Origin of the sequence: Pseudomonas sp. TH10, assembly GCF_016651255.1 — a bacterium.
Classification (GTDB): domain Bacteria; phylum Pseudomonadota; class Gammaproteobacteria; order Pseudomonadales; family Pseudomonadaceae; genus Aquipseudomonas.
This window is the reverse complement of record NZ_JAEKEG010000026.1, coordinates 1-13337: the sequence shown is the minus strand read 5'-3', so window position 1 is coordinate 13337 and position 13337 is coordinate 1. Positions and strand designations below refer to the sequence as shown.

Below are 13337 nucleotides of genomic sequence, written 5' to 3'. Positions count from 1 at the left end.
CATTCGAGGCAAAAAAACCGGCCCGAGTGGCCGGTTTTTTTATGCTCGGTAGAAATCCGACGAGTATCAGTCGTCGAAGTCTTCCCAGCCGCCCATCTGTTTCCAGCGGTTGACGATGCCACAGAACAGCTCAGCGGTTTTCTCGGTGTCGTAACGCGCCGAGTGCGCCTCACGGCCATCGAAATCGATGTCGGCTGCCTGACAGGCTTTTGCCAGCACGGTTTGACCGTACGCCAGGCCAGCCAGTGTCGCGGTATCGAAACTGGAGAACGGGTGAAACGGGTTGCGCTTCATGTCCAGCCGCGCAACGGCGGCGTTCAGGAAGCCCAGATCGAAGCTGCTGTTGTGGCCGACCAGAATTGCACGCTTGCAGCCGTTGGCCTTCAGCGCCTTGCGGATGCCACGGAAAATGTCGGTCAGCGCGGTTTCTTCGCTGACCGCCATGCGCAGCGGGTGATCGAGCTTGATCCCGGTGAATTCCAGCGCCGCCGCTTCGATGTTGGCGCCTTCGAACGGCTCAACACGGAAGAAGTAAGTGTGGTCGGGGTAAACAAAACCCTTTTCATCCATGGCGATGGTGGTCGCAGCAATCTCCAGCAACGCATCGGTGGCCGAGTTGAAGCCACCGGTTTCTACGTCGACGACAACCGGCAGGTAGCCGCGAAAGCGTGCTGCCATCGGGTGACGGGAACCGCCACCACCACTTTGACCGTCCAGTTCGTCGTCGAAATGGTCTTCACTCACGCGTGTTCCTCCAGCAGGCGCCAGCGCAGTTTTTCACCGGCGCGCAGCGGGATAACGGTCAGCTCGCCGAATGGCAGGCTGGTCGGGGCGGTCCATTCTTCACGAACCAGGGTGATGCGATCGGTGTTGGCTGGAAGGCCGTAGAAGCGCGGGCCGTTGAGGCTGGCGAACGCTTCGAGCTTGTCCAGGGCATTACGCTGTTCAAAGGCTTCGGCATACATTTCGATGGCGGCGTACGCGGTGTAGCAGCCGGCGCAGCCGCAGGCGGCTTCCTTGGCGTGCTGGGCGTGCGGTGCCGAATCGGTGCCGAGGAAGAACTTCGCGCTGCCGCTGGTGGCAGCGTCGAGCAGGGCTTCCTGGTGCGTGTTGCGCTTGAGGATCGGCAGGCAATAGAAGTGCGGCCGAATCCCGCCCACCAGCATGTGATTGCGGTTGTACAGCAAGTGATGCGCGGTGATGGTTGCGCCGACGTTGGCGGAGGCCTCGTTGACGAACTGCACGGCGTCTTTGGTGGTGATGTGTTCGAACACCACTTTCAGCGTCGGGAAGCGCTCGACCACACGACGCATATGCTCATCGATGAAAATCTTTTCGCGGTCGAACACGTCGACGTCGCTACGGGTAACTTCACCGTGGATCAGCAGCGGCATGCCGACTTCGGCCATGGCTTCCAGCGCCGGCAGAATCTTGTCGATGCTGGTCACCCCAGAGTCCGAGTTGGTGGTGGCGCCAGCCGGATACAGCTTGGCGGCGTACACGAATCCGCTGGCCTTGGCTTCACGAATTTCTTCAGGCTGGGTGCGGTCGGTCAGGTACAGCACCATCAGCGGTTCGAACTGGCTGCCGGATGGGCGCGCGGCGAGGATCCGCTGGCGATAGCCATCGGCTTCAGCCGCATTGCGCACCGGAGGTACCAGGTTGGGCATGATGATGGCGCGGCCAAAGGTGCGCGCGACATCCGCGACGGTATTGGTCAACACGGCACCATCGCGAAGATGAATGTGCCAGTCGTCGGGACGCAGCAGGGTCAGGCGGTCGGACATGAGGGGATTCCAGGCGGGTCAAACTGAGGGGAATGCTACCGGAAAAGACTCTTCCAGGCACTCGCTATCAAGTTTTGCGGGAAGCTTCCGATATCCCGTACGTATGCCGTAAACATAGTGTGAATCGGTCTTTGTGTTTCAGAAGCCAATGGAGCCTCCCGTGCGCCAGCGTTATTTAGCCTTGCTCAGTGTGTTTGCCAGCCTTCCCGCGATGGCGCTCACCTACCAGACTCGCCTGGAGAACATTGAGTGGACGGTCGCCGGCGACAAGTTCGAATGCCGCCTGACACAGCCGATCACTGATTTCGGCTCGGGTGAATTCGTGCGCAAGGCCGGCGAACAGGCGATATTTCGTCTGAATGCCTACAACGCCATGCTCGGCGGTGGCTCGGCAACGCTGCTGGCAGCGGCTGCACCGTGGCAGCCAGGACGTGGCGACATCAATCTGGGCAATGTCAGGCTCGGCAGCGGCAACGTCTTGTTCAACAGTTCGCAATCTCAGGCCGGCGGTCTGATCAGTGGCCTGCTGGATGGACGCAGTCCGGTCGTGCGCCGTGCTTCGGGCGATGGCCGCGTGTCGGAAGTGCGTTTATTGCCGGTGAAGTTCAGCAAGGCGTTTAACGACTATCAGACCTGTGTTGCGAAATTGCTGCCGCAGAATTTCGATCAGATCAAACAGTCGCAGATCGGCTTCCCCGGCGAAGGCGTTGACCTCGATGCCGCCGCCAAGGCCAAACTGCAAGTGATGCTTGAGTTCATGAAAGCCGATCCGACGGTCAATCACATCGAACTCGACGGCCATTCCGACAACAGCGGCAATCGCCTGACCAACCGCGAACTGTCGCGCCGCCGCGCGCTGGCAGTGGTCGATTTCTTCAAGGCCAATGGCATTCAGGAATCGCAGATCACCGTGCGTTTCCATGGCGAGCAATATCCCATCGTGCCGAACACCAACGCGGCCAATCGCGCGAAAAACCGTCGGGTCAATGTAAAACTGGCGCGGGTAGCACCCACTGCGGTTCCAGCACCGCAAGCCAGCACTCCAGCCAATACCGCGGCGACTTCCTGACCCGCCGGTCATCGTCGCGCTCTCGACAGATTCTGTCGCTTTGTCGTCTTAAGCTGTCGCGCCTCTGTAAATTATCGCGTTTGGGCGGTAGACTCCTCGGCTTTCCGTAGAACCCCGTGGAGTGATGGCATGGCGGACGTAAACAAGGTCGTTCTGGCGTATTCCGGCGGCCTGGACACTTCGGTGATCCTCAAGTGGCTGCAGGATACTTATAACTGTGAAGTGGTGACCTTCACCGCTGATCTCGGTCAAGGCGAAGAGGTCGAGCCGGCCCGCGCCAAGGCTCAGGCCATGGGCGTCAAAGAAATCTACATCGACGATCTGCGCGAAGAATTCGTGCGTGATTTCGTGTTCCCGATGTTCCGCGCCAACACCGTTTACGAAGGTGAGTACCTGCTGGGTACCTCCATCGCACGTCCACTGATCGCCAAGCGCCTGATCGAAATCGCCAACGAAACCGGCGCTGACGCCATTTCCCATGGTGCGACCGGCAAGGGCAATGACCAAGTGCGTTTCGAACTGGGTGCCTATGCACTCAAGCCTGGCGTGAAAGTGATTGCTCCGTGGCGTGAGTGGGACCTGCTGTCCCGCGAGAAGCTGATGGACTACGCCGAGAAGCACGCGATCCCGATCGAGCGTCACGGCAAGAAGAAGTCCCCGTACTCGATGGACGCCAATCTGCTGCACATCTCCTATGAAGGCGGCGTGCTGGAAGACACCTGGACCGAGCACGAAGAAGACATGTGGAAATGGACCGTCTCCCCGGAGAACGCTCCTGACAAACCGCAATACCTGGAACTGACCTACCGTAACGGCGACATCGTTGCACTGGACGGCGTCGAAATGACCCCGGCTACCGTGCTGGCGACCCTGAACAAGATCGGTGGTGCTCACGGTATCGGCCGTCTCGACATCGTCGAAAACCGTTACGTCGGCATGAAGTCCCGCGGTTGCTACGAAACCCCGGGCGGCACCATCATGCTGCGCGCCCACCGCGCCATCGAATCGATCACCCTGGACCGCGAAGTCGCTCACCTCAAAGACGAGCTGATGCCGAAGTACGCCAGCCTGATCTACACCGGTTACTGGTGGAGCCCTGAGCGTCTGATGCTGCAACAGATGATCGACGCTTCGCAGGTCAACGTGAACGGCGTTGTACGCCTGAAACTGTACAAAGGCAACGTGATCGTCACCGGCCGCAAGTCCGACGATTCGCTGTTCGATGCCAACATCGCGACCTTCGAAGAAGACGGCGGTGCTTACAACCAGGCCGACGCGGCGGGCTTTATCAAGCTCAACGCGCTGCGTATGCGCATTGCTGCCAACAAGGGTCGCAAGCTGTTCTGAGCCCTGTGAGCCAATGAGTGAAAGGCCTTGTCATCGACAAGGCCTTTTTTGTGATTCGTGCCTGCCATCGGCGGTGCGCGTTAGTTTGCGTGTGTTCACTGGCGTCCCGCCTTGGCAGGCTTCAGATAAGGTTGCGAATATCGCAATTATTGACATGGAGCTGGTTGGTTTTTGCTTGATTCTGCCCATGGTTCTTACTTGTTTGATTGTATGTTTACTTAGCAGATGGTTTGAAAATTGTGAGGGTTGGACGGTCCATGATATGCGTCCAAAGTTTTTGGTTTAATGTGCCTGCTTTTCACCATGATCGATTAAGGCTTTGTTTGGTAATTATTGCTCACTGTTGCGCCTCTATCGTGGTTACTTCATTTGTTTTATGGTGGGTGCTGATCTGATAGGTCGTGCCGAATACATAAATATCTGGAATTGTAATAAATCCCCGATCTCGCATTCCGATACAAAAAAACCGGGCAAACGGATTTTGGCGGTCAGTACCCTCACTCCGGTTCGCTCAGTTCAAGGATTTTTGTAGGAATTTTCCTTATGTTTTGTAGGGTATGTCTCTTGGTGAAGGCGCGCGGGGGACGCACCGTGCCAAGGGTGAAACGACTAAGCTAAGGTGCGGGCTCTAGAAATTCGAACAGCGAAATTGGACCTGCCCATGAATAAAGTGCTGATCGTGGATGATCACCCCGTCATTCGTCTCGCGGTACGTATGCTGATGGAGCGTCATGGCTACGAAGTCATTGCGGAGACAGATAACGGTGTGGACGCGTTACAACTGGCTCGCGAACAAATGCCGGACATCGTGATACTGGATATCGGTATTCCAAAACTTGATGGTCTGGAAGTTATTGCCCGATTGAGTTCGGTGGCCATGCCAATGAAAGTGCTGGTTTTGACTTCTCAGGCACCGGGGCACTTTTCCATGCGTTGCATGCAGTCGGGCGCCGCCGGTTATGTCTGCAAGCAGCAGGACCTGACCGAGTTGCTCAGTGCAATCAAAGCGGTATTGTCAGGTTATAGTTATTTCCCCAACCAGGCATTGCATACGGTACGCTCCAGTTTGGGCAATGCCAGTGAAGCCGATATGGTGGATCGGCTGTCGGGGCGCGAGATGATGGTCTTGCAACAATTGGCAAGAGGAAAAACCAACAAGGAAATTGCCGACGGTATGTTTTTAAGCAACAAGACCGTCAGCACTTACAAAACCCGCTTGCTGCTTAAACTCAATGCACGCTCCCTCGTCGACCTGATCGAGTTGGCTCAACGCAATGGCCTGGTGTGAAGGCGCAGGCGCTGATCATGCTTCATACACAGTAAAAAGCCTCCGTTCCGGGAGGCTTTCAAGTATCAGTCATCAAAATCGTAATCGGCCAATTGCTTCTGCAAACGGCGCTCCTCCAGCAAGTTATCGATAGTGCGGCGCTTGCTCAGATTGGTCTTGGCGACCTCAACCACTGGTTCTGCGTCATCAGTCTCCACGGGAGTAAAATCGTCTTCGACGTCCAATTGCTCTTTGCCAGTGCTCATAGGTTAACTCCAGGCTAAAGATGCCTTTGGCGCCTCTTATATCGATAATCTCCCAGCGGGTAAAAAAGATTTTTTCAATCGGTTGATAAAGAAACCTAATAGTCACTCAATCGTCCGAAGTCTTGTGCTTGTATTCGCACAGGTCTTCGATGCGGCAACTGCCACACCGCGGCTTGCGGGCCAGGCACACATAGCGCCCGTGGAGGATCAGCCAGTGGTGGGAATCCAGCAAGAATTGCTTGGGCACAAACTTCATCAACTTGGTCTCGACCTCCACCACGTTCTTGCCTGGCGCAATACCCGTTCGGTTGCTCACCCGGAAAATGTGAGTGTCCACGGCCATGGTCAATTGCCGAAATGCGGTGTTGAGGACCACATTGGCTGTTTTGCGACCCACGCCCGGCAGCGCTTCCAGTTCTTCGCGGGTTTGCGGCACTTCACCGCCGTGGCGTTCCACCAACAGGCGACAGGTCTCGATGACATTCTTCGCCTTGCTGTTGAACAGGCCGATGGTCTTGATGTACTCCGACAGACCCTCGATCCCCAGCGCATGAATAGCTGCCGGCGTATTGGCGACCGGGTAAAGCCTGGCCGTGGCTTTGTTGACGCCTACGTCGGTTGACTGCGCCGAGAGGATTACCGCGATCAGCAGTTCGAACGCAGAAGAGTAGGCAAGCTCGGTTTTCGGTTCCGGGTTGTCTTCATGCAGCCTGCGGAAAATTTCCAGACGTTTTGCGGCATTCATGTGAAGTGCGTTTCCTCGCAGGAGTCAATTCGATGAGATGGGGCGCGCCCAGGCTTGCCGTGCAGCGATCAGCAGTCCGAGCACAATGAACCCTCCCGGGGCCAGCGTGGCCAGGCGCAGCCCGCTGTCGCCAAGCAGCTGGCGCAACAGGCCCAGGCCTACCATCAGTACGCCAAATATTGCGGCCAGGCGCAGGCGATCAATCACTGGGCGCTGATGAAATCCACTGTATTCGAGCACCACGCATTGCAAGGCAATCAGTCCTGAGTAAAGTCCCAGTTGCTGGTGCCACTGCAAGGCCATAGCTTGCAGGGCCAGTTGCAGGCAACTGGTGAACGTTGCCGCGAGGATCACTGCGGCAACCAGGCGGCTTGCGGGCGTCAGCCGCAGGCGCAGCCCCGCCATGGCCAAGCCGAACGCGCTGAAGACGACAACGGACATCAGCCATACGCCCAGCGCGGGCATCCACGAATACGTGGCACCGATCAACGGTGTCAGCATCAGAGCGCCTGGCAAGGATGACCTGGTCATTCGTCACTACCTCCAATCAAGGCCTGCCGATGTTCGTCGAAATAGCGTAACGCGTCATGGATCGCATTGATCGCCGCCCGTGAGGTGATGGTTGCGCCAGCAATCTGGTCGAACTGCCCCTGATCCTTTTTCAGCGCCCATCCCGCGTCGACCGGATCGGCGCGTGACCGGCCGGCAAACACCTGGAGCCAGCCCTGCGGCGAGTCGGCGATATGAGCGCCGAGCCCCTGAGTTTCCGAGTGCTTGAGGGTCTTGACTGCCAGCAGCCTGCCGTCGGGACCGATGGCGATCATCAAGTCAATGCTGCCCGCATAACCCAGGGTCTGGCTGCGCAGTAACAAGGCAATGACCTTTCCGGATCGCGTCGCGCGGTAGCCGCCGAGCAGGGTGCTATGGGCCAGCTTGACGTCGGCGAGGCTAAGCGGTTGCTCCAGTGGCTGATTGTCATAGCTGTCAGGCGCGAGCATGTCGAGCAAGTGACGACTGTCGAGCAGGCGTTGTTGCTCGGCAATACGCGGTGCGGCCGTATGCTGGACGAACCAGGTCACGCCGGTGCCCAGCACCGCCAGTAACGCCAGGGTCGCAATGCTCGTGGTTCGATTCATGGCGCAAGCCTTTCCTGCCGCGACGCCACCAGTCGGTCCAGCGCGGGTACGCCCAGATTCATCAGCAGCACGGCAAACGCCACCCCATCAGGATAGCCACCCCAGGTGCGAATCACGTAGGTCAGCAGCCCCACGCCCGCGCCGAACAGCAGGCGCGCACCCGGGGTCCTGGGCCCGGACACCGGTTCGGTGGCGATGAAAAACGCGCCCAGCATGCTCGCGCCGGTCAACAGGTGAAACAGCGGCGAGCCATTGGAATCGGAGCCCGAGCCGTTCCAGCACAGCAGGCTGATGACGAACAGGCTGGACAGCATCCCGGCCGGCGCATGCCAGGTGAACACCCGGCGCTGCAGCAAAAACGCCCCCGGCGAGAAACGCCAGGTTGACCCACTCCACGCCGTGGCCACCATAGCGGCCGAACGCCGGATTGGCCGTGAACAGCTCGTCCATGGTCAGGCTTTTATTGATGCGCAGGCTGTCCAGCGCAGTGGCTTGGGCCCAGGCGTCCGGCGCCTGATCCACGCCAAAACCGAAGACGTGCTGCAGGCCCTTCAACAGGTCCATGCCATGGGACACCGGCCAATGCGTCAGCTGTTGCGGGAAACTCACCATCACCAAGGCGAAACCGAGCATCGCCGGGTTGAAGGGATTACTGCCGACGCCGCCGTACAGGTGCTTGCCGAATGCCATCGCGCAGAGGGCGGCGCTGACAGTCACCCACCAAGGGCAATACGCAGGCAGGGCCAGCGCGAGGAGTGTCGCCGTGACGAGCGCGCTGCCGTCTTGCAAGGTTGGCCACAACGGGCGCTTGCGCAATTGCAGCACCAGCGCTTCGGTGGCCAGGGCGGTAATACCCGCCAGAAGCAGATTGATCAGCATGCCCCAGCCGTTCAGCCAGAACATCACTGCCATACCGGGCAGCAGCGCCAACAGCACCAGCTTCATCGCTTGCTGCAAGCGCTCATCGACCGGCTCAAGGGGAGGCATGGGCGTGCACCAGTTTCGCCAAGGCCTGCTCGGCGGCTTCGAATTGCTGTTGCAGTACGATCAACTGCGATTGCTGGTCGAAGGTTGGGGGATGCCCGAACGCCTTAAGTGATTTGTTCAGTTGGGCGCGGCTCATGGCCACTTCAATCTTGGCCTTTTTCAACGCCGCGTCAGCGCCTGCGGCCTTCTGCGCGCGAACCCGTTCGAGGGCGGCCCGGACTGGATCCTGCGCAATCTCCTCAGCCTTGGGTACGGCCTGCTGCGCCCGGGCCAGGCGCTCGGCGACTCTCTGTTGTTCTTCGCGCTGCAAACGCGCATTGCGCTGTTCGAAGCGGCCGCGGGCGTGGTTACGTTTGACGGCTCGTGCGCGGTGTTCCTCAAGGCTTACGGCCAGCCCACCGACGACCGGCACCACCGTTTTCAGTGGCAGCGGCCGCATCTCGATGCAATCCACCGGGCAGGGCGCGACGCACAGATCACACCCTGTGCATTCGTCGATCAACACGGTGTGCATCAATTTCGCCGCGCCGACGATGGCATCGATCGGGCATGCCTGAATGCACTTGGTGCAGCCGATGCATTCGGCTTCACGGATATAAGCGACTTGCGGCGGTGCTGAACCACGGCTGATATCCAGCTCCAGCACTGGAATTTTCAACAGTTCAGCCAGTGCCGCGATGGTTTCATCACCACCGGGCGGGCACTTGTTGATCGGCTCGCCGTCGACGATGCCTTCTGCGTACGGCTTGCATCCGGGATGGCCACACTTGCCGCATTGGGTCTGCGGCAGGAGCGCATCGATGCGTTGAATCAGACTCATGTTTTGATCAATCCACTGAATCCGAGAAAAATCACTGCGATCAGTCCGGCGCCGATCAGATCGATCGGCAGGCCGCGAAAGGGCAGGGGAATATCGTTGTCGGCCGTGCGTTCACGCAAATCGCAAAACAGGCTCAGTACCAGCCAGAAGCCCAGCCCGGCGCCGAGGCTGAGGGCCGTGGCGCGCAGCATACCCAGATCGTCCCGCGCGTTGAGCAGCATCAGGCCCAGGACGGAGGCGTTGCCCAGTACCAGCGGCCATAGTCGTTCAAAGCAGAGCTGGGGCAATGCAGCAGACAGTAACTTCAACACCGGACTGATCAGCAGCACGCTCAGCGGGAGGAAGACCAGCAATTGCAGCGATGTCAGTTGCAGGGGCACCAGCAGCCACCGATGGAGCGCATGAGCGAGCAGGCCGGCGATCAGCATCAGGCTCGTCGTGGCGATGCCCAGTGCATGCACCTGGCGGCGCTCGGCCCCCAGCAGCGGATCGACGCCCAGCGGCCAGTGCAACACGAAATTGTTGATCAGGGCTGCGCTGACAAGCGTAAGAATAATTTCGCTCATGATCGTCCGGGGGTTGCAGGCTCCTATGGGGTAATTATGGGCCAGACATGAAAATCCCACAGGCATGCGGGGCACGCCTGTGGGATCGATTCACCGCCGAGTGTTACTTGATGCGTTGACCTGGCTTGGCGCCGCTGTCCGGGCTCAGCAGGTAGATTTCCTCACCGCCGGGACCGGCAGCCATCACCATGCCTTCGGAAATACCGAACTTCATTTTCCGTGGCTTGAGGTTGGCGATCATCATGGTCAGACGACCATCGAGCTTGGACGGATCGGGGTAGGCGCTCTTGATCCCCGAGAACACGTTGCGTTGCTCGTCACCGATGTCGAGGGTCAGGCGCAACAGCTTGTCGGCACCTTCGACGTGTTCGGCTTTGACGATCAGCGCAACGCGCAGGTCGATGGCGGCAAACGCGTCGAAGTCGATTTCCGGCGACAGCGGATCCTTGGCCAGTTCGCCGTTGCCCGCAGGGGCGGCAGCGCCGGTGTCGGTCTGACTGGCGGTCAGGTCTTCTTTCGAGGCGTCGCTCATGGCTTGCACTTTTACCGGGTCGATGCGAGTCATCAACGGCTTGAACTCGTTCAACGGGTGGTTGCTGAGCAGGGTAGCGTGGTCATTCCAGGTCAGCGGGGCGACGTTGAGGAACGCCTCGGCGTCGGCGGCCAGCAACGGCAATACCGGTTTGAGGAAGATCACCAGTTGGCGGAACAGATTGATGGCGGTGGCGCAGATCGCCTGAACCTCATCCTGCTTGCCTTCCTGCTTGTTCAACGACCACGGCGCCTTGCCGGCGATCCAGGCGTTGGCGCGGTCGGCCAGGGCCATGGTTTCACGCATGGCGCGGGCGAAGTCACGGGCTTCATAAGCGTCGGCAATGCTTGGCGCGGCAGCGAGGAAAGCCTCGGTCAGCTCCGGCGCAGCATTGCCGGCCACCAGCACGCCGGCGTTGCCTTTATGGATGAAGCCGGCGCAACGGCTGGCGATGTTGACGACCTTGCCCACCAGGTCGGAGTTGACCTTCTGCACGAAGTCTTCAAGGTTCAGGTCCAGGTCATCGACGCCACGGCCCAGCTTGGCCGCGTAGTAGTACCGCAGGTATTCCGGTGACAGGTGATCCAGGTACGTGCGGGCCTTGATGAAGGTGCCGCGCGACTTGGACATTTTCTGGCCGTTGACGGTCAGGTAGCCGTGCACGTTGATACCGGTCGGCTTGCGGTAGCCGGCGCCTTCGAGCATCGCTGGCCAGAACAGTGCGTGGAAGTTGACGATGTCCTTGCCGATGAAATGGTACAGCTCGGCAGTGGAGTCCTTGGCCCAGAACGCGTCGAAGTCCAGTTCAGGCGTGCGATCGCAGAGGTTCTTGAAACTGGCCATGTAGCCGATCGGTGCATCCAGCCACACGTAGAAGTATTTGCCTGGCTCGCCCGGGATCTCGAAACCGAAGTACGGCGCATCGCGGGAGATGTCCCACTGTTGCAGGCCGGCGTCCAGCCATTCGGCGATCTTGTTGGCCACGGCGTCTTGCAAGGTGCCGCTGCGGGTCCAGGTCTGCAGCATTTGCTGGAAGTCTGGCAGCTTGAAGAAGAAGTGCTGGGAATCCTTGAGCACCGGGGTGGCGCCAGAGATTGCCGACTTCGGATCTTTCAGGTCAGTCGGTGCGTAGGTTGCACCGCATTTTTCGCAGTTGTCGCCGTACTGGTCTTCAGTGCCACATTTCGGGCAGGTGCCCTTGATGAAGCGGTCGGCCAGGAACATTTTCTTTTCCGGGTCGAAATACTGGGTGATCGAGCGCTGGGCGATGTGCCCGGCGTCACGCAGCTTGATGTAGATCTGGCTCGACAGCTCACGGTTTTCTTCGGCGTGAGTGGAGTGGAAGTTGTCGAAATCGACCAGGAACTCGGCAAAGTCGGCGCTGTGTTCAGCCTGCACGTTGGCGATCAGTTGTTCCGGGGTGATGCCTTCCTTTTCTGCACGCAGCATGATCGCCGAACCGTGGGCGTCGTCGGCGCAGACATAGATGCATTGATTGCCGCGATGCTTCTGGAAGCGCACCCACATATCGGTCTGGATATATTCCAGCATATGGCCAAGGTGAATCGAACCGTTGGCGTAGGGCAGGGCGCTGGTGACGAGGATCTTGCGTGGTTCGGACATGTGGGGCTTCGCTACTTGATGAAACGGAGGTCGGCCACTATAAAGCGCTGGCGCATATTTTTCACCCCTGAGCCGCTGGGTACTTAAGAGCATTTGTGGCGAGGGGATTTATCCCCGATGGGTGGCGAAGCCGCCCCAAAACCTGGTACCTCGGTGTATCAGGTACACCGCGTTGAATGGTTTCACGACTGCTGCGCAGCCGAACGGGGATAAATCCCCTCGCCACAAAGGTTTTCCAACTCGAGCAATCTGTTCGCCTCAAATCGATGTCCAGCGTACGATAGCCGTCATCTTTTCCCAGTCTTGTTATCGGAGTTGCCCATGAGCGCCGTCACTCGCGCAGCGGTGGAAGCCGTCCTCAGCCAATACACCGACCCTTACCTGAACCAGGATCCGGTCAGCGCCGGTTGCGTGAAAAACATCGAGATCGTCGGTGACCGCGTCAATGTGCAACTGGAAATCGGCTACGCCGCCGGTCTGTTCAAGAGCGGCTGGGCACAACTGCTGCAACTGGCGATCGAAAACCTTGATGGCGTCGTCGTCGCCAGGGTCGAAGTCAACAGCGTGATTGCCGCGCACAAGGCGCAGGCGCAGATTCCGGGCTTGGCCAACGTCAAAAATGTCGTCGCCGTAGCCTCCGGCAAAGGTGGCGTGGGCAAGTCGACAACCGCCGCCAACCTTGCGCTGGCACTCGCCCGCGAAGGCGCCAAGGTCGGTATTCTCGATGCCGATATCTACGGCCCGAGCCAAGGCATCATGTTCGGTATTGCCGAGGGCACGCGGCCCAAGGTCAAGGATCAGAAATGGTTTGTGCCGATCGAGTCCCATGGCGTTGAAGTGATGTCGATGGCGTTCCTCACCGACGACAACACACCCATGGTGTGGCGCGGCCCGATGGTGTCCGGTGCGTTGTTGCAGCTGGTGACACAAACCGCTTGGGGCGACCTGGATTACCTGGTCATCGACATGCCGCCAGGCACCGGCGACATCCAGTTGACCCTGGCGCAGAAAGTCCCGGTGGCGGGTGCCGTGATCGTCACCACCCCGCAGGACCTGGCCCTGCTGGACGCCCGCAAAGGCGTCGAAATGTTCCGCAAGGTCAACATTCCGGTACTGGGTGTAGTGGAAAACATGGCCGTGCACATCTGCTCCAATTGCGGGCATGCCGAGCATCTGTTCGGTGAAGGCGGGG

General features: G+C 59.1%; 12 protein-coding genes and 2 pseudogenes. 4 read left to right on the top strand and 10 right to left on the bottom strand.

The window, feature by feature from the left end:
• Positions 1–66: 66 nt before the first annotated feature.
• Together rnt and pyrC are read right to left on the bottom strand one after the other, a co-directional pair.
• Positions 67–744, bottom strand: coding sequence for a ribonuclease T (rnt, locus tag JFT80_RS03300; protein ID WP_007916667.1), 678 nt, complete (start codon positions 742–744; stop codon positions 67–69).
• Positions 741–1787: a dihydroorotase gene (gene pyrC / locus JFT80_RS03295; RefSeq protein ID WP_201146912.1), complete on the bottom strand. Its 1047-nt coding sequence runs from the start codon at positions 1785–1787 to the stop codon at positions 741–743. The genes rnt and pyrC overlap by 4 nt, the downstream gene beginning before the upstream one ends.
• Before the next feature lie 160 nt (positions 1788–1947).
• Here pyrC and JFT80_RS03290 point away from each other — a divergent pair, with 160 nt between their 5' ends.
• The 3 genes from JFT80_RS03290 to JFT80_RS03280 all read left to right on the top strand — a co-directional run bounded on the left by JFT80_RS03290 (position 1948) and on the right by JFT80_RS03280 (position 5491).
• Entirely contained in the window at positions 1948–2856 is a 909-nt protein-coding gene (locus JFT80_RS03290) for an OmpA family protein (protein WP_201146911.1), read from the top strand.
• A gap of 129 nt (positions 2857–2985) precedes the next feature.
• On the top strand, positions 2986–4203 hold the full coding sequence (locus JFT80_RS03285; RefSeq protein WP_129395322.1) for an argininosuccinate synthase: 1218 nt from the start codon (positions 2986–2988) through the stop codon (positions 4201–4203).
• Between the two features lie 661 nt (positions 4204–4864).
• Positions 4865–5491, top strand: a complete 627-nt coding sequence (locus JFT80_RS03280; RefSeq protein ID WP_201146910.1) for a response regulator transcription factor — start codon at positions 4865–4867, stop codon at positions 5489–5491.
• 65 nt (positions 5492–5556) lie between these two features.
• On the opposite strand, the gene JFT80_RS03275 is transcribed toward JFT80_RS03280, so the two are convergent.
• From JFT80_RS03275 to metG, 8 genes and pseudogenes are all read right to left on the bottom strand, one after another.
• Positions 5557–5736 (bottom strand): PA3496 family putative envelope integrity protein, encoded by a 180-nt coding sequence (locus JFT80_RS03275; protein ID WP_201146909.1) that lies wholly within the window; start codon positions 5734–5736, stop codon positions 5557–5559.
• Between the two features lie 106 nt (positions 5737–5842).
• Entirely contained in the window at positions 5843–6481 is a 639-nt protein-coding gene (nth, locus tag JFT80_RS03270; RefSeq protein ID WP_045057998.1) for an endonuclease III, read from the bottom strand.
• Positions 6482–6505: 24 nt separating this feature from the next.
• A complete protein-coding gene (locus tag JFT80_RS03265) occupies positions 6506–7012 on the bottom strand; it encodes an Rnf-Nqr domain containing protein (RefSeq protein WP_201146908.1) in 507 nt (168 codons plus the stop codon).
• Positions 7009–7617, bottom strand: coding sequence for an RnfABCDGE type electron transport complex subunit G (locus JFT80_RS03260; protein WP_201146907.1), 609 nt, complete (start codon positions 7615–7617; stop codon positions 7009–7011). The genes JFT80_RS03265 and JFT80_RS03260 overlap by 4 nt, the downstream gene beginning before the upstream one ends.
• Positions 7614–8604, bottom strand: a pseudogene (locus tag JFT80_RS03255) (RnfABCDGE type electron transport complex subunit D). The gene JFT80_RS03260 and the pseudogene JFT80_RS03255 overlap by 4 nt, the downstream one beginning before the upstream one ends.
• A 10-nt stretch (positions 8605–8614) precedes the next feature.
• A pseudogene (gene rsxB / locus JFT80_RS03250) lies at positions 8615–9424 on the bottom strand (electron transport complex subunit RsxB); the annotation flags it as partial.
• A complete protein-coding gene (locus JFT80_RS03245; protein WP_201146905.1) occupies positions 9421–9990 on the bottom strand; it encodes an electron transport complex protein RnfA in 570 nt (189 codons plus the stop codon). The gene JFT80_RS03245 and the pseudogene rsxB, both read right to left, overlap by 4 nt.
• A 103-nt stretch (positions 9991–10093) precedes the next feature.
• Positions 10094–12145, bottom strand: a complete 2052-nt coding sequence (gene metG, locus JFT80_RS03240) for a methionine--tRNA ligase (protein ID WP_201146904.1) — start codon at positions 12143–12145, stop codon at positions 10094–10096.
• Positions 12146–12466: 321 nt separating this feature from the next.
• Between metG and apbC the strand changes: the two genes are divergently transcribed.
• A partial coding sequence (gene apbC / locus JFT80_RS03235; RefSeq protein WP_201146903.1) for an iron-sulfur cluster carrier protein ApbC occupies positions 12467–13337 on the top strand: 871 nt, incomplete at its 3' end.